Here is a 17999-nt window from a genome sequence, read left to right as displayed (position 1 = left end):
GCCATCAACGCCGTTGACTCTGGGCCTTTCGCGCCTTAGCACCATGCGCAAGACAGCGCGAGGATTCCGTCCGTGACCGATGACGACCAAAAGCAGCGTATGGCGCAGCTTGAGGCCAAGATCGACGCGGCGAAAAAGGCCAGACAACCGGCTGCCCGCGCTGACAGTGACATATCCGGGGGCGAGCTTGCCTGGAGGATGGTCATCGAAATGGTTTCCGGTCTGGGGATCGGATTTGGCATCGGATACGGGCTGGACAGCCTGCTCGGGACAATCCCGATCTTTCTGGTGCTGTTCACATTGCTGGGCCTTGTCGCGGGCGTGAAGGTTATGCTCCGCAGCGCGAAAGAGGTTCAAGATAAACAAGCGGCCCATATGCAGGCCGAAAAGGACGAGAGGGACTGAACGTGGCAAGCGAGACCACCGCAGCACACGGCGCCGAAGGCGCAGACCACGCAGCAGAAGCCAGCAGCCTGGTGTTTCACCCGATGGACCAGTTCATCGTCAAGCCGCTGTTCGGTGGCGAGATTGCCTGGTACACGCCCACCAACGTGACCCTGTGGCTGTTCCTGGCCATCGTGGCGATCTTTGGCCTGCTGGTTCTCAGCACGTCAAAGCGTGCCATCGTCCCGACCCGGATGCAGTCGATCGCGGAACTGGCCTATGGCTTCATCTACAAGATGCTGGAAGACATCTGCGGCAAGGACGGCGTCAAGTTCTTCCCCTATGTCATGACCCTGTTCATGTTCATTGTGACCGCGAACTTCCTGGGTCTGATCCCAACCTCGTTCACCACCACATCGCATTTCGCCGTGACAATCCCGCTGGCGCTGGCCGTGTTCCTGACCGTGACCATTCTGGGTTTCGTCAAGAACGGTGCCGCGTTCCTGGGCCTGTTCTGGGTCTCCAGCGCGCCGCTGGCGCTGCGCCCGATCCTGGCGATCATCGAGCTGATCTCGTACTTCGTACGCCCCGTCAGCCACTCCATTCGTCTTGCCGGTAACGTCATGGCAGGCCACGCGGTGATCAAGGTGTTTGCAGGCTTTGCCGCAATTTCCCTGATTTCGCCTGTGTCAGTTCTGGCGATCACCGCAATGTATGGTCTCGAGGTCCTGGTGGCCTTCATTCAGGCCTACGTATTCACCATTCTGACCTGTGTTTATCTGAAAGATGCGCTGCATCCTTCGCACTAAGGTCCGATAACCCAACATCGAAACTTCCAATTCGTAAGGAGATACATCATGGAAGGCGATCTCGCACACATCGGCGCAGGCCTGGCAGCAATCGGTTCCGGCGCAGCCGCAATCGGGGTGGGCAACGTTGCAGGCAACTTCCTGGCCGGCGCCCTGCGCAACCCTTCGGCGGCTGCTTCGCAGACCGCAACCCTGTTCATCGGTATCGCATTCGCAGAAGCCCTGGGGATCTTCGCATTCCTGGTCTCGCTGCTGCTGATGTTCGCCGTCTAATCTGCGGAACCTGATCCTTACGCGCAGGTGGGTCCAAGCCATAGCGGCCCACCTGTTGTAAAGACAACGTTCCGACGGAGGACATCATGGCGACTGAACCCATTAGCGAAGAAGTAGTTGGCGCGTGCGTTGACTCGCATGGCTCTGCCATCGGGATGCCGCAGCTCTGCTTCGATTGGTTCCCCAACCAGATTTTCTGGCTGGTCATTACGCTGGTCGTCATCTTTCTGGTCCTGTCTCGCGTGGCTCTGCCCCGCATCGCGGCAATCCTGGCCGAGCGCCGGGGGACCATTACAAATGACCTGGCTGCGGCCGAAGATCTGAAGGCCAAAGCGGTCGAGGCCGAAGAGGCCTATAACAAGGCGCTGGCCGATGCCCGTGCCGAAGCGCAGCGTATCGCGGCAGAAGCACGCGCAGAAATCCAGGCTGGTCTGGATGATGCGATTGCCAGGGCGGATGCGGAAATCGCTGCAAAGGCGGCTGAATCGGAAAAGGCAATTGCCGAAATCCGTGCCGGTGCGCTGGAAAGCATTCAAGTGGTCGCCAAGGATACGGCGGCTGAACTGGTCACCGCGCTGGGCGGCGAGGCGGATGCCAAAGCCATCGACAGTGCCATTGACGCGCAGATGAAAGGATAAGTGACATGCGGAACACTCTTGCCCTTATCCTGACCGTTGGTGCCGCCAGCCCCGCGCTGGCTGCAAGCGGTCCGTTCTTCTCGCTTGGCAATACTGACTTTGTCGTCCTTCTGGGCTTCATCGTTTTCATCGCGGTCCTGTTCTACTTCAAGGTGCCGGGCATGATCGGCGGTGCGCTGGACAACCGTGCCGAAGGCATCAAGGCCGAGCTGGACGAAGCCCGCGCCCTGCATGAAGAAGCACGCAGCCTGCTGGCTTCGTACGAGCGCAAGCAGCGTGAAGTGCAGGCACAGGCCGACGCGATAGTCGAGGCGGCCAAACAGGACGCGGCTCTGGCTGCGGACCAGGCGAAGGTCGATCTCGAAAAGTCGATCGAACGCCGTCTGGCTGCTGCGCAGGACCAGATTGCCTCGGCCGAAGCCTCTGCCGTTAAAGACGTGCGCGATCAGGCCGTTTCGGTTGCGATTGCCGCTGCCAGCTCGGTTCTGGCCAAGCAGATGACAGCCGCGCAGGCGAACAAGCTGATCGATGCCTCGATCGCAGATGTGGGCGCCAAGCTGCACTGACGGGGACACCGGCCGGTAAAAAACGCAGATGACCCGAGAGCATTGCGCTGTCGGGTCTTTTGTTTTGGTGACGGGGCTGATTGTATTGACCGCAACATCACCCGGATTCTGTACCCTTCAGAGGGTCTGAATGTTCCGCTTGGGGTCTAAGGGTGCGAAAAGAGCAGGGAAAGACGGGCCGTGGCAGGCGAAGACGTTTCGATGAATATTGTTGGGGTGGTCAGGAACGGCGGGGCCGCGCTGATCGAAAGCATCAACAGGATCGAAGACCTGACCACCCGCTTGCACCGCTATTCCGTGACCATCGCGACAAACGACAACGCCGATCGTACAGATCGGGTTCTGTCCGAATTCGCGCGCCGCGACCCGAATGTGGACCTTGTCCGCATGGATGGTCTGGCGTCCAGACTGCCAGACCGGGTCGAGCGGATCACGGCGGCCAGAAACGCAGTCCTCAACAGGCTGGAAGAACGCGACAGCGGTCACGACCTGACACTGGTGCTGGATCTGAACGGGCCGAATGTCTGTCTGGACGTTCAGACGGTTCTGACTGCCGCACAACGGTCCGTACCGCGCTGGGAAGGTGTCTTCGCCAATTCCCAACCGGCCTATTACGATATCTACGCCCTGCGTTGCGCGGGCTGGTGTGACGAAGACGTCTGGCAAAGAATTCAGACAACGCGCAAACCGCTGTTCGGGCGCCGAAAGTGGCGGAAAGTTCTTCTGAAATCAGCGGTTTTCGACCGGCAGTACCACATCCCGTCCGATATGCCCCTGATACCGGTCGACAGCGCCTTCGGCGGTGCAGGAATGTACAAGACCCGCGCCTTGCGTGGCCTGCGCTATTCCTGCCGGGACGAAAAGGGCGACCTCGTGTGCGAGCATGTGATGCTGCATAAACACCTCAGGGACCGGGGCGCGCGGCTGTTCATCGACCCGGCCCTGACAACCATCGCCCCGAATGACGATCTGGGCGAAGGCAGCGGCGCACCTTTCCCGTCACACCTGATCCAGCCCGAGACCGGGGCCGCCTGATCCCTGAGGGCACTTGGAAAGCGCTAGGCCTGACGGGTTTCGTGCTGCAACCTTTGCTGCGCAACAGCCTCGTTCCGCTCGGCCTTCTGCTGATCGATCATGCAGCGTTCGACAAAGCTCAGATGCGTTTCGACGGCCTGACGTGCGGCTGCCGGATCGCGGGCCTGAAGGGCTGCGTTGATAGTGCTGTGCTGGTCCAGAATGGCCTCGCGGGTCGCGCGCTGCCGGAACATTGTCCGCCGGTTATAGAACACACCCTGCACCAGCAGGTCATACATTGACCGCATCATATGCAGCATCACCACATTGTGGCTGGCTTCGATGATGGCCATATGAAACTCGGCATCCAGCTGCGCCTCTTGGTCCGCAGCGTTCCGGTCATGGGCCGCCCGCATCTTGTCATAGATCGTCTGAACAACCTTCAGGTCGCTTTCTGATCCCAGCCGCGCGGCCCGTTCCGCCGCCAGCCCCTCCATGTCGCGGCGAAAGGACAGGTAATCGAATACGGCCTCGTCATGGCTGCTGAACAACCGGATCAGCGCCGGCGAAAAGGCCGAGCCCAAAACCTCGGCCACATAGATCCCGGAGCCGGCTTTTGTTGTCAGCAACCCCTGTTCCTGAAGCTCGGACACCGCATCGCGCAGGGACGGGCGCGACACACCCATCCGTTCGGCCAACTCACGCTCGGGCGGCAGGCGCTCCCCGGGGCGCAGGATGCCGCGCAGGATCAACAGCTCGATCTGGCGAACGACCGCAAGTGACAGTTTTTCCGTCTGAACTTTCTGAAATGGCATGGTCCGTTCCGAAATTGGTCAACTCATTTGACCATGGACAGGGGGGCTGTTCAAGAATACCCGGTCACATCCGCTGAAATATTAGGTCAGAAGTGTTGACTTTAATTTGAGAAAGCATAGGCTGCGCCGAAATGAGATCGGAGGAGCCTCATGTCCCATCACCCTTTGTTTGCCACCCGGGCTTCCCGGATGAAGGCGTCAGAAATCCGCGAGCTGCTGAAACTGCTCGATCAGCCCGGTATCATTTCCTTTGCAGGTGGCATTCCGGACCCCGCGCTTTTCCCGGCTGAAGCTTTCGCTCAGGCGTTTCAGCAGGCATTGGGGCCGGACATGCAGGCGCAGGCGCTGCAATATTCGGTCAGCGAAGGCTATGCCCCCCTGCGCCGGTGGCTGGTGCAGCACATGCGCGAAATCGGGGTGGAATGTGACATGGACAACGTCCTGATCACCTCGGGCTCGCAGCAGGCGCTGGATTATCTGGGCAAGCTGTTCCTGTCCCCCGGCGACACGGCTTTGGTCGGGTGGCCCACCTATCTGGGCGCGCTTGCCGCGTTCAACGCGTATGAGCCGCGCTTTGACCGGCTCAATGGCAACAAGGGGGCCGATGAATTCAGGGTTGCGGCAGGGGATGGCGCTGTGAAATTCGCCTATCTGTCGCCCGATTTTGCCAATCCGACAGGCGAAACCCTGACCCGCCCGGGTCGTGAGGCATTGCTGGACCTGACCGACGAACTGGACTGCGCGTTGATCGAAGACGGCGCCTATCAGGCACTGCGCTATGACGGCGATCCGATCCCGCCAATCCTGGCTCTGGAACAGGAGCGCAAGGGATCGATCGAAAACTGCCGGACGATCTACTGTGGCAGCTTCTCGAAAACCCTGTCACCGGGTCTGCGCATGGGGTGGGTTGTTGCGGCCAAGCCGATCATCTCGCAGATGGTTCTGCTGAAACAGGCGGCGGATCTGCATTCGGCGACCATCAACCAGATGGCCGTGCATCAGGTGGCGGAAGCGTGCTTTGACACCCATATCCCGAAAGTGCGCGACACTTACCGCGCGCGCCGTGATGCGATGCTGGGTGCGCTGCAACAGCACATGCCCGACGGGGTGGCTTGGACGCGCCCCGAAGGCGGCATGTTCGTCTGGGTGACACTCCCGTCGGGAATCAGCGGGTCTGACCTGCTGGCGCAGGCGCTGGATACGGTGAAAGTGGCCTTTGTGCCGGGGCAGGCGTTTTTCCCCGACGGCAGCGGGGCGAACACGATCCGGCTCAGCTTCTCGAACTCGGACGAGGCGACGATCCGCGAAGGTATCCGCCGGTTAGGCGAAGTTCTGCGCGCCTGACGTCCAGAAAGGTTCTGTTAACCAAATTGCTGCAACTCTGCGGCATGATCCGGTTTCTCGCTCCGCTCCTGCTGGCCGCCTGCGCCGCCGGGACCCCGCATTTCCGCGACGTTCCGGCCACCCGCGTGGCGGTGAACGGTAGTGTGTTCGACGTGCGCGTGCGCGGCGATCTGGCCGAGGCGGTGCGGATCAACGCGCAATACGCCCCGCGGCTTGGCCCTGTTCGGGATCGCGCCGCGCTGGCCATGGCGCAGGTTTCAGGCTGCCCGATCCTCGACGTGCTGGGTGACGCGGCTGTCACGGTTGGTGTACTGGGGTGTGACCGCGAGGCGGGGGAACGGCTGTTGCTGACCGCTGTCTCGACGCCCCGGTATGAATGTATCGACTATGGTATCTATGAAAATGTCGGGGGCGACAGCGGCTATCAGGTCTTCGAATGCAGCCCATACTGACATACGCGTGTTCCTGCGCATTTCGGCAAGATGTTGTGGATAACTTGCACTGATCTCCCATATCCTGCGCAACTGCGTTGACTCGGACCCCATCCCTTGCGCAGACTTTCAATTCATAGGAATCACGGGACACGCGGCCATTGCGTTTCAGCAAGCTCAAACTGACCGGCTTCAAAAGCTTTGTTGATCCGACCGATCTGATCATCGCGGACGGGTTGACCGGTGTGGTGGGTCCGAACGGCTGTGGCAAGTCCAACCTTCTGGAAGCCTTGCGCTGGGTGATGGGTGAAAACCGCCCCAAATCCATGCGCGGCGGCGCGATGGAGGATGTGATCTTTGCCGGTGCCGCCACACGGCCCGCCCGCAATTTCGCCGAAGTTGTCTTGACCATGGACAATTCCGAACGTCTGGCGCCTGCGGGGTTCAACGACACCGACCAGCTTGAAATCGTGCGCCGGATCACCCGCGATGTCGGCAGCGCCTACAAGACCAACGGCAAGGATGTGCGCGCGCGCGATGTGCAGATGCTGTTCGCGGATGCCTCGACCGGTGCCCATTCCCCGGCGCTTGTAGGGCAGAACCGCATCGCCGAGCTGATCAGCGCCAAACCCCGCGCCCGCCGCCGCATTCTGGAAGAGGCCGCCGGGATTTCGGGGCTGTACCAACGCCGGCATGAGGCCGAGCTGAAGCTGAAAGCGACCGAGTCCAACCTGACCCGCGTCGATGACGTGCTCGAGCAGTTGGGCGGGCAGCTTGCGCAACTGGCCCGTCAGGCCCGTCAGGCCGCACGCTATCGCGAAATCGGCGAACAGCTGCGTCAGGCCGAGGGGATGCTGCTCTATCGCCGCTGGAAAGAGGCCGACATGGCCCGCCAGCAGGCCGAAGACAAGCTGAGGGACCGGATTTCCGAGGCCTCCCGCGCCGAGGCCGAAGCCCGCGCCGCCGCAGCAAAAAGGGCCGGGATCGAAGAAACCCTGCCCCCCCTGCGCGAGGAAGAGGCCATCGCCGCCGCTGTCCTGCAACGCCAGCAGGTGCAGCGCGATCAACTGACCGATCAGGAAACCCGCGCGCGCCAGACCATTGAGACGCTGACCAGCCGCATCCATCAGCTCGGCAAGGATATCGAACGGGAAACCGGCCTGAACCGCGATGCGGGCCAGATGATCGAACGGCTGGAATGGGAAGCCCGCGAACTGGCCAAGGCTGCAGAAGGGCATGACGCGAAGGTGGCGGAAGCCGCAGAAATTGCCCGCGAAGCGGCTTCGATCCTTCAGGACCGCGAAGACCACCTGTCGCAGCAGACCGAAGATATGGCGCGTCTTGTCGCCCGTCACCAGTCGGCGCAGCGTCTGGTCGAAGACAGCCGCAAGACACTGGCTCGCTCTGAGGGGGAAGAGGAAAAAGCCCGGCTGGCCGTGGATGAGGCCAAAACAGCCCTGACCCGCGCCAGCGAGGCGTTTGAAACCGCGCAGGAGGGTGAGGAAGAAGCCCGCGAAGCCGCCGAGGCCGCCGAAGAGGCGCTGGCCGCCGCAGATGAGCTGCGCAATGAAACGCAGGCCCGCGAAGCCGAGGCACGCGCGCAACGGTCCGAGGCCGAAGGTGAATTGGGTGCAATCCGCGCCGAAACCACCGCGCTTGCCAAGCTGGTGGAACGCGACACGGCCGAAGGCGGGCAGGTGATGGACCTGCTGCGCGTGGAACCGGGTTTTGAGAAGGCTCTGGGTGCTGCGCTTGCCGATGACCTCCGTGCACCGCTGGTCGAAGGTGACGGCCCGTCCGGCTGGGTTCATGTTGCAGGTTATGACAGCGATCAGCCCTTGCCCGATGGGGTCGACCCGCTGGCGCTGCACGTGTCGGGGCCGGACAGGCTCAGCCGTCGCATCGCGCAGATCGGGCTGGTCGATGCGGATCAGGGCGCGCGGCTGCAGGCGTCGTTGAAGCCGGGCCAGCGTCTTGTGTCCCGCTCGGGCGACCTGTGGCGCTGGGACGGGTTCCGCGCCTGGGCCGAGGATGCGCCAAGTGCGGCGGCGCTGCGGCTGGAGCAGCTCAATAAACTTGAGGCGCTGAAACAGGAACTGGCCCGCACCGAGGCGCAGGCCGATGGCGCCCGCGCCGCGCATGAAACCCTGTCGCAGCAACTGGCGGACGTGACCGAGGCCGACCGCCGCGCGCGCGAAGCCCGCCGCGCCGCTGATCAGCGCATGGCCGAAACCGCACGCCAGCTCAGCCGCGCCGAGGCGGATCGCAACCTCGCGCAGGGCAAGCTGGAAACCCTGACCCTTGCCGTGGACCGTCACAAGGAAGACGCCATGTCCGCCCGCGTGCAGCTGCGCGAGGCCGAGGCGGCGCTGAACGATCTGGGTGACCTCGACAGCGCCCGCGCTGAGGTTGAGGACATCAAACAGACAGTCGAGGCGGCGCGGATCACCATGCTGACCCACCGCTCGACCCATGATGAGCTGCGCCGTGAAGGCGACGCCCGCACCCGCCGCACGCAGGAGGTCACCAAGGACCTGAGTGGCTGGCGGCACCGTCTGGAAACGGCCGAGAAACGGATTTCGGAACTGGCCGAGCGCAAGGAAAGCTCGGAAGAGGAACTGACCGAGGCCATGGCCGCCCCCGGCGAAATCGCCGAGGCACGGGAAGAGCTCAACGAGTTGATCGAAGCCGCCGAAGCCCGGCGGGCCGATGCCGCCGACAAGCTGGCCGAAGCAGAAACACAGTTGCGCGAAGTGGTGATGGCCGAGCGTGAGGCGGAACGCCTGGCCTCGGAAGCTCGCGAAAACCGCGCCGCAGCCGAGGCGCGTAGTGACGCGGCAAAGGAAAGCGTGCTTGCGGCAGCAGAACGAATTGCCGAAGACCAGCAACTGACCCCGAACCAGCTGCTGAACCAGCTGGACGTAAACCCCGACCAGATGCCCGCCGCGGATGCGCTGGAGGCCGAAGTGAACCGCCACAAGCGCCAGCGTGACGCCATGGGCGCAGTGAACCTGCGGGCCGAGGAAGACAGTAAGGACGTTCAGGAAGAATTCGACACGCTCAGCAGTGAAAAGGCCGATCTGGAAGAGGCGATCAAAGCCTTGCGCAGCGGCATCTCCAGCCTCAACCGCGAAGGCCGCGAACGTCTGCTGACCGCGTTTGAACAGGTGAACTCGAATTTCGCGATGTTGTTCAAGCACCTGTTCGGCGGTGGCGAGGCCAATCTCGTCATGGTCGAAAGCGACGACCCGCTGGATGCGGGGCTGGAAATCATGTGCCAGCCGCCGGGCAAGAAACTGTCGACCCTCAGCCTGCTGTCGGGCGGCGAACAGACCCTGACAGCGACCGCGCTGATCTTCGGCGTTTTCCTGGCCAACCCGGCCCCGATCTGTGTGTTGGACGAGGTTGACGCGCCGCTGGACGATGCCAATGTCACCCGTTTCTGTGACCTGCTGGACGAGATGTGCCGCCAGACCGACACCCGTTTCCTGATCATCACCCACCACGCGGTGACCATGGCGCGCATGGATCGTCTGTTCGGCGTCACCATGCAGGAACAGGGCGTCAGCCAGCTGGTCTCGGTTGACCTGAAGAAGGCCGAGCAGATGGTGGCCTGACCGCTCACTGCAACGTTATGATGATTGCAGGCATAACGCGCTACCTTGGCCTCATGACGCGTTTCCTGATCCCCGCCCTCATCGCCGCCACTCCGGTTGTCGCCGCTGACTGGCCCGTCAAATCTGGCGATGTCCCGCTGACAGTGGCCGAGCTTGACGCCCTCGCGGGCCAGACGCTGACCTTCTACGATGATGGTCAGGCCAAGTTTTCGGCGGGGGGCGCTTATTCCTATACCTACGCGGGCGGGGGGTCTGCATTCGGAACCTACTCCATCGCCGATGACGGTTCCGTCTGCATCGCGTATCGCAACGGGTTCAGCCGCTGCGACCTGTATGTCCACAGTGGCGAGCGGCTGATCCTGATCGATCAGAAAGGGGATAGGTACCCGGTGCGGCCCAAATAAAGAAGTCACAATTTGGGCCGGCCATGTTGGCAACGGACCAACCCGCGCAGCAATCTGAACCCGCGGCAGACGTCAACGGCTTTGTTGGGAACACCAGCCTAAAATTGCGCGCCCAATGAGGGGCCAGAACCAAACTGTGGGCACCTCGACACAACGCGCTGACGCAAGGCAGGGTAAGTCGCGCCAAAACAGCAGCCGCGGTTGACGACCCACGCACCGCTTCGTTAGTGCAGCAGCGATCCCGTTTCGGCTTTGGGCAAGAGGTGCTGTTTTGGATTTTCAAGTTGCAAGTTTCTGGTTTGGTGCGCCGTTATCTTGCGTTGAAAGAGTATGCATTCAGTCCTTTCTGGATCATGGCTATGTCTTCAACCTGTACGTGCTGGATATGAACATAGATGTTCCCGACGGCGTCGTCGTTCATGATGCCCGCGGAATCTATACAGATGAAACCACGGAAAACCTGACCGGTGGCCGGAGACGGATGGCGGTCTATTCAGACATCTTCCGGATCCACATGTTGCAAAAAACCGACTATGTGTGGGTTGATCTGGATATCTACTGCGTCCGGCCGCTGGATGTTCCACCGGACTATCTGTTTGGTGTCGTCTGGCGCAACAAGGCGATGAACAATTGCGTCTTGCGCCTTCCCAAGACATCTCTGGCCTTGAAGCTGATCCTGAATTTCCTTGAATCAGAAGTCCCGATCCCGTTTTGGTTGGGCAGTGATCACATCGAAAAACTGGTCAAACGCTATGAGGCGGGCGAGACAATCACGCTCTACGATCTTCCGTGGACGACAACCGGCCCAAGTGTGACCCGCTGGGCGCTGGGGGTCACCGGTGAAATCGACCGAGGCCAGCATTGGCATTTGTATTGGCCGCGTCGCGGGTTTCTGGACCCGGTCGAGAACATTGAAGACTACGAACCCGATTGGGCCCGGTTTCACCACTTCCAGGGCGAAACCCGCAGTGGTATTCGCAGCAAGTTCGGCGGTATTCCTCCAAAGGGAAGTTACATTGATATTGTTTGTCAAAGACATGGAATTGACCCCGAGAAATATCCGGTCACATAATCAGCGGCGTCGGTGCCGATATCGTCGAATAATCTTGGGGTTTTGCGCCATACCGCAGCAGTGCGAGCCGCTGGCTCAGAGTTTTTCCAGCAACTCCATCGTTGGCCACGCATCCGCAGGCAGGCCCAGACGGTTCTGTTCGGCCTGCGTTGCATCCCGTGTTCCGGCCCCCAGGATCCCGTCGATCTTGCCTACATCATATCCTTTGGCCTGAAGCTTGGTCTGCAACTGTTTCATCTGTGCGCCATTCAGGCCCTGCGCGGGATTGCCCGCGTCATAGATCTGGCCGCCCTCAAGCCGTGTTCCGAAATATGCGGCGGTCAGAACATAGACAAAACTCTGGTTCCATTCGAAATAGACGTCGAAATTGGGGTAGGCCAGAAAGGCAGGCCCGTTGCGCCCCTGTGGCAGGATCAGCGAGGCGGGCAGGTTGGCCAAGGACCCGCTACGCGCCTGAACGCCCATCGCCTGCCATTCCGCCACCGAAAGCGGTTTGCCGGGGCCGGACAGGGACCAGTCCATCTGCGCGGGCACGGTGACTTCCTGCAACCAAGGCTCACCCGCGCGCCATCCCAGATGAGACAGCATTCTGGCCCCCGACATCAGCGCATCAGGGGCCGAGCTCTTCAGGCGGACATGCCCGTCACCGTCACCATCGACGCCGTTTTCCAGTATGTCACGCGGCAGCATCTGCACCATGCCGATCTCTCCGGCCCATGCGCCGGTGGTGCGGGCCGGGTCGAAATCACCGTTCTGATACAGCTCGATGGCGGCGAAGATCTGCGGCCGGAACAGCTCCGGGCGGCGGCAGTCATGGGCCAGTGTCACCAAAGCGTTGCGGGTGTTGAAGTCGCCTTGAAACGATCCGTAATCGGTTTCAAATGCCCAGAAGGCCAGCAGCACCCCGCGGGAAATGCCATACTCGCGCTCGATCCGATCAAAGACCGCATCGTATTTGCGCGACATCGCTTGCCCGCGCTCAATCCGGTTTTGCGAAATCAGACGACGGGAAAACTCAACAAAGGGCTTCTGAAACACGCCCTGCGCCCGGTCGGCCTTCAGCACGGCGCTGTCCTGCTGCACCCCGTCAAAAAACCCGTTCACCGCTGATTTGTCCAAACCCAGCTGCACGGCTTCGGTCTTCAGCCCTTTGACAAAGGAGTTAAATCCACCTCCACATTGCGCCAGCGCAGGTGAGGTAAACAGGGCGGCGGCGATCAGGCCAGAGAGTATACGCATGAAAAGGTCCGTCAGAATATCAGTTCGGCCCCAACCCACACTGACACGAGCGCAAGCGCAAGCCCCCAAACCCGCCAGAGCATGTCACATGCGCGAAAAACTTCTGATGCGCCGATCTCGCGCGGGGCGTCGCCATTAACCCAGGCCAGATCGCGCACCTGCCCGTCATAGCTGCGCGGCCCTGCCAGCGCGACATTCAGGGCGCGGGCCATGGCGGCTTCGGGCCAGCCAGCATTGGGCGAAATATGGCGTTGCGCATCCCGCACCATCTCAAACCAGCGCGACCATTGGCCGGACAGTGCCACGATCATCACGCAGGTCAGGCGGGCAGGGATCAGGTTCAGCAGGTCGTCGAACCGGGCCGCGGCCCAGCCAAAATCGCAGTACGTTTCGGTGCGATAGCCGATCATGCTGTCGGCGGTGTTCACCGCCTTGTACACCAGCAACCCCGGAAGCCCGGCGACCAGAAACCAGAATGCAGGGGCAATGACCCCGTCGCTCAGGTTTTCAGCCGCGCTTTCTATGGCGGAACGCGCCACCTGTGCTTCGGTCATATCCTGCGTGTCGCGCGAGACGATCATAGCCACCTGCGCCCGCCCGTCTTCCAGCGAGGTTTGCAACCCGTCACCAACCGCGCGGACATGGGCAACCAGCGACTTTTGCGCCAGCAGAATCGCGCAGCCAAGAATTTCAACCACCGGCCCCAGTAGGGACAGACCCCACCCAAGGCCCCATGCGCCGCCGATCAGAAGGGCAAGCACCGCCACCCCCTTCAACCGCCGACCGCGCCCGTAATTCAGGCGTTTGTCCAGCCATCCGATCAGGTTGCCGATCATCACCGCCGGGTGTTTGACGCGGGACCAGAGCCAGTCGGGCTCTCCCAGAGTGGCGTCCAGACACATGGCGCAGACCAGCATCAGGCCAGGGCTCACAGCGCGGCCTCCAGCCTGTCCCACCCCTTTTCCGGTGGCAGACCCAGACGCAGAAAGGTTGTTGAATAAGGAAAGATACGGCTCCAGATATGGGCGCGGGCCAGCCGGTCCTGCCACCCCAAGGCGTCATCAACCCGATACAGACGAAACAGGCTGGTGCCACCGACAATTTCCGCGCCCCTGGTCAGCATCAGCGCATCCAGCCGGGCCGCCTCATCCGCCAGTCGCGCGCGCGTGGCATCAGCCCAGTCATCGTCCGACAAGGCCTGTGTCCCAACCCGTAGGGCCGGGCCGGACACCGACCAGGGTCCGGTCAGGTCGTTCAGGCGGTTGATCAGTTCAGGCCGCCCGATGGCAAACCCAAGCCGCATCCCGGCCAGCCCCCAGAACTTGCCAAAGCTCTTCAGCACGATCACGCCGGGACGTTCCGCCAGATGGATCAACGATACCTCTGGCATGACATCGCAAAAGCTCTCGTCGATCACGGTCAGCGGGGCCGAGACGTCGCTTTCCTGCCAGATACGCCCGTCCGGGTTGTTGGGATGCACGATCACGCGGGCGTCAGTCGCGCTCTCAGGCTGAACACGCCACCCCTGCGCCGAAAAGGCGGCGGCGTGTTCGTTGTAGGTGGGCGGCGTGATCTGGACACGCCCTGGCGCGGCCAGCGCCGGAATACGAGAGATGACAGCCGATGCACCGGGTGCCGGCAGGATTGCAGCCCCCTGCGGCACGTTCCAGAACCTGCGGGCCGCATCACTCAGCCGTTCAAAGGCACCGTGATCCGGCAATTCGGCCCAATCCCCGGCGGTCAGGCCCGCAACGGCGTAAGGATGCGGATTGATTCCGGTCGACAGATCGATCCAATCTGCACGCGCTCCGCCATACCTGACAATCGCCCTGTCCAGCCCCCCGCCGTGGTCGCGAACTGCGCGGGGGTCCAAGCCGTGATCAAGTGTACTCATCTGCTCTCTCTGCGGGGATTGACCGGTTTCGGGGTGCTTCAAGCGGATTTTTGCCATTTACACAAGCAAATCCGCCCGAACACGCAAGCGTGCGGCTGCTGTTAACACTTTGTTAAGGAAATAACGAGATCACGGACCACGGGGGTCGGCACCACTCACCATACCAAGTGCCGAGGTTGTTGCAAATGAAAGTTCTGATTGTTGAGAGTAACCCCGACCTTGGTCGGGTCTGGAAAAGACATCTGGAGCGGCAAGACGCTGAAGTCACGCTGGTTGACGCTCAGGAGGCCGCCATTCTGGCGCTCTATGGCACGGATTTTGATATCATCGTGCTGGATCTGGTTCTGGAAACCGGAAGCGCATTGGCTGTGGCCGATTTTGCCAGCTATCGCCGCCCCGAGGCGCGGGTGATTTTTGTCACCAACACCACCTTCTTTTCCGACGGGTCGATTTTTGCGCACAGTCCCAATGCCTGTGCCTATGTTCAAAGCGAAACGCCGCCAGAGGATCTGGCGGCGATGGTCGAACATTACGCTGCGGGGCGCTGACCGCGTCCATGCGGCTCCATGTAATCCAGTACCGGGTTCACCGGAATGATCCGGTGCGGATTGATGCTGTCATGGCTGTAGTGATAGTGGCGCACAATGTGGGCCATGTTCACGGTCTCGGCGACACCGGGCCATTGATACAGCTCACGCGTATAGGCCCATAGGTTCGGGTAATCGACCAGGCGCCGCCAGTTGCACTTGAAATGCAGGTGATAGACCGGGTCGAAGCGGATCAGGGTTGTGAACAACCGCCAATCGGCTTCGGTGATCCGATCCCCCATCAGGTAACGGTTCCGGGCCAGACGCTCCTCCAGCCAGTCCAGCGTGTCGAACAATGGGTGTACGGCAGCGTCATAGGCGTCCTGCGTGGTGGCAAAGCCCGACTTGTAGACGCCGTTGTTGACGTCTGAATAGATGCGCGTGTTGACCTCTTCGATCTCGTCCCGCATCGCCTCGGGCCAGTAATCGTCCGTATTGCCAGTGATATCGTTGAAGGCCGAATTGAACATGCGGATGATTTCCGAACTTTCGTTCGAAACGATGGTCTCCTGCGCCTTGTCCCACAGGATCGGAACCGTGACGCGACCGGAATAGGACGGATCCGCCTTGGTATAGATCTGATGTGCATAGCTCAGCCCGTAAAGACGGTCACCCGTGGCACCGTGATCATCCGCCTCAAAGGTCCAGCCGTGACCCAGCATGTCGGGATGCACGACCGAGACCGAAACCAGATCGCTCAGCCCCTTCAACGCGCGAAAGATCAAGGTGCGATGCGCCCAGGGGCAGGCGTGGCTGACATACAGGTGATACCGCCCGGCTTCGGCCCGGAACCCGCTTTTGCCCGACGGTCCCGCGCGGCCATCGGCGGTCAGCCAGTTGCGAAACTGCGCCGCGCTGCGTTTGAATGCGCCACCCGTGGATTTGGTGTCATACCAGGTGTCTTGCCATTTTCCATCGACCAGCAGGCCCATATCTCATCCTCCGCATAGGCGTTTGGCCAAAGATAGGTCCAAGCCCCGCCTGTTCCTATGCATTTGCCCGCGCACAAGACCTGCATGCGCGCACAGGCAATGCTGGGATTTCTGTGCAACAAACCGCAGGCACAGCCCGTTGCGTGAACGCGTTCACTGGATTTTTACAACAGTTCCCGCACAATAGAGGTCATTAGCGGGGGAGTGATTTTATGAGTACTTATGTTTCAAAGGAAATACGCGCCGAGTTGGACGCGGCCCGAATCGCCACATTGAAAAAGGCCAGTCGCCTTCGTGTCCAGATGGGCGACAATACCTACAAAATTCTCAAATTGTGGAAAGATGGTTTCACGGTTGAGGCGGAAACAACACCGCGCCTGCGCGGGTTGGTCGATATTTATGACGGGGCCAATCTTCTGTATCAATGCCTGATCATTGCCGATCAGGATGAAGGCGGCGAGATGCGGTATGAATTCAAACGCAGCACCGCCGCCCATGACAAGGCACCGCTGGATTTCTACCGCGCCCCGGATGCGCCCATCGCGTTGCTGGGCTACGAAGACTAGGATCGGAGTTCTATCGTAGTACCGGGTTAGGTCAGGGTAACGCCCAACAGGCCGTTAGGCTGGCTATCGCTATGGATTTCGCCATTCAGGTCCGCGCCCGGCCAACAGGCGCGGTCCATTGTGAGGCCAGCCAACCCAGCCACCGCCTGGATTATTGCAGGTCACCAAAGGCCCGTTTCAGTCGCACGCAAGCTTCCTCGACCCGCGCCCGTTGCGTGGCCAGGTTGAACCGTTCGAAGGTCTCTCCGCCAGTGCCAAAGCCCGGCCCGGACGAGGTTGCAATCCGCGCGTCCTCGCGCAATCGGCGGACAAATTCAGCGTGATCCATGCCGGTGCCGGAAAAATCGACCCAGGCCAGATAGGTTGCCTGCAAGGGCATCGACCACAGGCCCGGAATCTCGGCGATGGTCTGATCGAACAGACGCCGGTTTCCTTGCAGATGCGCGATCTGCGCATCCACCCAATCCGCGCCGGCCGGGCTGTAGGCGGCGGTGATCATCGCCACACCCAACGCGCTGGGGCCATAATCCAGCGTTGCCAGCCGATGCTTCATCGCCTCGCGCAGTTTGGGGTCGGGAATGATCATGTTGCCGGTCCGCTGCCCGGCGATGTTGAAGGTCTTCGATGCCGCAGTCAGCGTCACTGTCCACGGGCGTGCATCCGGGGCCGCCACATCCATCGGCACAAATTTGGCGCCGGGATAGACCAGATCGTGGTGAATCTCGTCTGACACAAGGATCAGCCCGTTACGCTCGGCAAATGCGGCAACGGCGCGCAGTTCCTCCGGTGTCCAGACCCGGCCCGACGGGTTCTGCGGCGAACACCACAGCAACATCTTCTCGGACCCGTCCAGCCGCGACTGGGCGTCGTCCAGGTCAAGGCCATAACTTTCCCCGTCCCGCACCAAAGGGCATTCCACGACCCGGCGGCCCGATTTGTTCACCTTGTGGGCAAACTCATGGTAAACGGGGGTAAAGATCACGATGCCATCACCGTGATCGGTCCAGACATCCAGCGACAGGGCGATTGCATTGCCCAAGCCCTGAGTGGTCAGAACCCAGTCCGTGTCGATTTCCCAATCGTGGCGGGTTTTCATCCACCACTGGACCGAGGCCAGATACTCCGGGTGCGCCCAGGAATACCCGAACACGCCGTGATCCGCGGCCTTGCGCACCGCGTCGATCACGCAGGGGGCTGTCGGGTAATCGGAATCGGCCGTCCACATGGCCAGCCCGTCCTCGGGCGAGACGCCATACAGCATCTCCATCTTGTCCCATTTGGTACTGTTGGTGCCCCGGCGGTCGATCAGGTCGTTGAAAGTCATGTCTGCTCCATTTTCTCGACCGAAAGCTAACCGCAAATCGGGCAGGTGCAAGGGGGGCGTTGCGGCGCGGGGCACGATGCCCTAAATCAG

General features: G+C 61.2%; 19 protein-coding genes. 13 read left to right on the top strand and 6 right to left on the bottom strand.

All coding sequences use genetic code 11. The features are described from left to right. Window positions 1–72: 72 nt before the first annotated feature. From ACR0AD_RS10190 to ACR0AD_RS10165, 6 genes are all read left to right on the top strand, one after another. Window positions 73–405 carry an AtpZ/AtpI family protein gene (locus tag ACR0AD_RS10190; RefSeq protein WP_480483780.1) on the top strand — a complete coding sequence of 111 codons (333 nt, stop codon included), beginning with the start codon at window positions 73–75 and terminating at the stop codon, window positions 403–405. Window positions 406–407: 2 nt separating this feature from the next. Next, the gene (locus ACR0AD_RS10185; RefSeq protein WP_267366759.1) at window positions 408–1193 is read left to right on the top strand and encodes a F0F1 ATP synthase subunit A; all 786 of its coding nucleotides are present in this window, start codon (window positions 408–410) and stop codon (window positions 1191–1193) included. A gap of 48 nt (window positions 1194–1241) precedes the next feature. Beyond that, the gene (locus ACR0AD_RS10180; RefSeq protein WP_005981269.1) at window positions 1242–1466 is read left to right on the top strand and encodes a F0F1 ATP synthase subunit C; all 225 of its coding nucleotides are present in this window, start codon (window positions 1242–1244) and stop codon (window positions 1464–1466) included. Between the two features lie 86 nt (window positions 1467–1552). After that, complete coding sequence (locus ACR0AD_RS10175; protein ID WP_209506152.1) at window positions 1553–2104, top strand: F0F1 ATP synthase subunit B'; 552 nt, start codon at window positions 1553–1555, stop codon at window positions 2102–2104. A gap of 5 nt (window positions 2105–2109) precedes the next feature. After that, window positions 2110–2670, top strand: a complete 561-nt coding sequence (locus ACR0AD_RS10170; protein WP_480487178.1) for a F0F1 ATP synthase subunit B — start codon at window positions 2110–2112, stop codon at window positions 2668–2670. A 201-nt stretch (window positions 2671–2871) separates the two neighbouring features. Continuing rightward, entirely contained in the window at window positions 2872–3705 is an 834-nt protein-coding gene (locus ACR0AD_RS10165; protein WP_480487176.1) for a hypothetical protein, read from the top strand. A gap of 23 nt (window positions 3706–3728) precedes the next feature. Here ACR0AD_RS10165 and ACR0AD_RS10160 read toward each other — a convergent pair whose 3' ends face one another. Continuing rightward, window positions 3729–4499 carry an FCD domain-containing protein gene (locus ACR0AD_RS10160; protein WP_480487174.1) on the bottom strand — a complete coding sequence of 257 codons (771 nt, stop codon included), beginning with the start codon at window positions 4497–4499 and terminating at the stop codon, window positions 3729–3731. A gap of 150 nt (window positions 4500–4649) precedes the next feature. Between ACR0AD_RS10160 and ACR0AD_RS10155 the strand changes: the two genes are divergently transcribed. The 5 genes from ACR0AD_RS10155 to ACR0AD_RS10135 all read left to right on the top strand — a co-directional run bounded on the left by ACR0AD_RS10155 (window position 4650) and on the right by ACR0AD_RS10135 (window position 11367). Beyond that, window positions 4650–5843 carry an aminotransferase-like domain-containing protein gene (locus ACR0AD_RS10155; RefSeq protein WP_480487172.1) on the top strand — a complete coding sequence of 398 codons (1194 nt, stop codon included), beginning with the start codon at window positions 4650–4652 and terminating at the stop codon, window positions 5841–5843. A gap of 44 nt (window positions 5844–5887) precedes the next feature. Next, window positions 5888–6295 (top strand): hypothetical protein, encoded by a 408-nt coding sequence (locus ACR0AD_RS10150; protein ID WP_480483776.1) that lies wholly within the window; start codon window positions 5888–5890, stop codon window positions 6293–6295. A 140-nt stretch (window positions 6296–6435) separates the two neighbouring features. Continuing rightward, complete coding sequence (locus ACR0AD_RS10145; protein ID WP_480487170.1) at window positions 6436–9891, top strand: chromosome segregation SMC family protein; 3456 nt, start codon at window positions 6436–6438, stop codon at window positions 9889–9891. 53 nt (window positions 9892–9944) lie between these two features. Beyond that, window positions 9945–10295, top strand: a complete 351-nt coding sequence (locus tag ACR0AD_RS10140) for a hypothetical protein (RefSeq protein ID WP_480487333.1) — start codon at window positions 9945–9947, stop codon at window positions 10293–10295. A gap of 271 nt (window positions 10296–10566) precedes the next feature. Beyond that, window positions 10567–11367, top strand: coding sequence for a hypothetical protein (locus tag ACR0AD_RS10135; RefSeq protein WP_480487168.1), 801 nt, complete (start codon window positions 10567–10569; stop codon window positions 11365–11367). Window positions 11368–11442: 75 nt separating this feature from the next. Here ACR0AD_RS10135 and ACR0AD_RS10130 read toward each other — a convergent pair whose 3' ends face one another. The 3 genes from ACR0AD_RS10130 to cobD are packed head-to-tail and all read right to left on the bottom strand — an operon-like array spanning window position 11443 to window position 14500. Next, the gene (locus tag ACR0AD_RS10130) at window positions 11443–12606 is read right to left on the bottom strand and encodes a lytic murein transglycosylase (RefSeq protein ID WP_480487167.1); all 1164 of its coding nucleotides are present in this window, start codon (window positions 12604–12606) and stop codon (window positions 11443–11445) included. Between the two features lie 11 nt (window positions 12607–12617). Then, window positions 12618–13538 (bottom strand): adenosylcobinamide-phosphate synthase CbiB, encoded by a 921-nt coding sequence (gene cbiB, locus ACR0AD_RS10125; RefSeq protein ID WP_480487165.1) that lies wholly within the window; start codon window positions 13536–13538, stop codon window positions 12618–12620. Beyond that, window positions 13535–14500: a threonine-phosphate decarboxylase CobD gene (gene cobD, locus ACR0AD_RS10120; protein WP_480487163.1), complete on the bottom strand. Its 966-nt coding sequence runs from the start codon at window positions 14498–14500 to the stop codon at window positions 13535–13537. The genes cbiB and cobD overlap by 4 nt, the downstream gene beginning before the upstream one ends. Before the next feature lie 185 nt (window positions 14501–14685). Here cobD and ACR0AD_RS10115 point away from each other — a divergent pair, with 185 nt between their 5' ends. Further along, the gene (locus tag ACR0AD_RS10115) at window positions 14686–15048 is read left to right on the top strand and encodes a response regulator transcription factor (RefSeq protein ID WP_209506176.1); all 363 of its coding nucleotides are present in this window, start codon (window positions 14686–14688) and stop codon (window positions 15046–15048) included. Here the strand turns inward: ACR0AD_RS10115 and ACR0AD_RS10110 are convergent. After that, window positions 15030–16019 carry a glutathione S-transferase family protein gene (locus ACR0AD_RS10110; RefSeq protein ID WP_480487161.1) on the bottom strand — a complete coding sequence of 330 codons (990 nt, stop codon included), beginning with the start codon at window positions 16017–16019 and terminating at the stop codon, window positions 15030–15032. The two genes, ACR0AD_RS10115 and ACR0AD_RS10110, sit on opposite strands and share 19 nt — an antisense overlap. Before the next feature lie 212 nt (window positions 16020–16231). Here ACR0AD_RS10110 and ACR0AD_RS10105 point away from each other — a divergent pair, with 212 nt between their 5' ends. Then, window positions 16232–16585, top strand: a complete 354-nt coding sequence (locus ACR0AD_RS10105) for a hypothetical protein (protein WP_209506181.1) — start codon at window positions 16232–16234, stop codon at window positions 16583–16585. Window positions 16586–16736: 151 nt separating this feature from the next. Here the strand turns inward: ACR0AD_RS10105 and ACR0AD_RS10100 are convergent, their stop codons facing one another. Then, a complete protein-coding gene (locus ACR0AD_RS10100; protein WP_480487159.1) occupies window positions 16737–17909 on the bottom strand; it encodes a MalY/PatB family protein in 1173 nt (390 codons plus the stop codon). Window positions 17910–17999: the final 90 nt, after the last annotated feature.

Source organism: Ruegeria sp. BH8, assembly GCF_056538065.1.
This window is presented reverse-complemented; position numbering and strand designations above follow the sequence as displayed.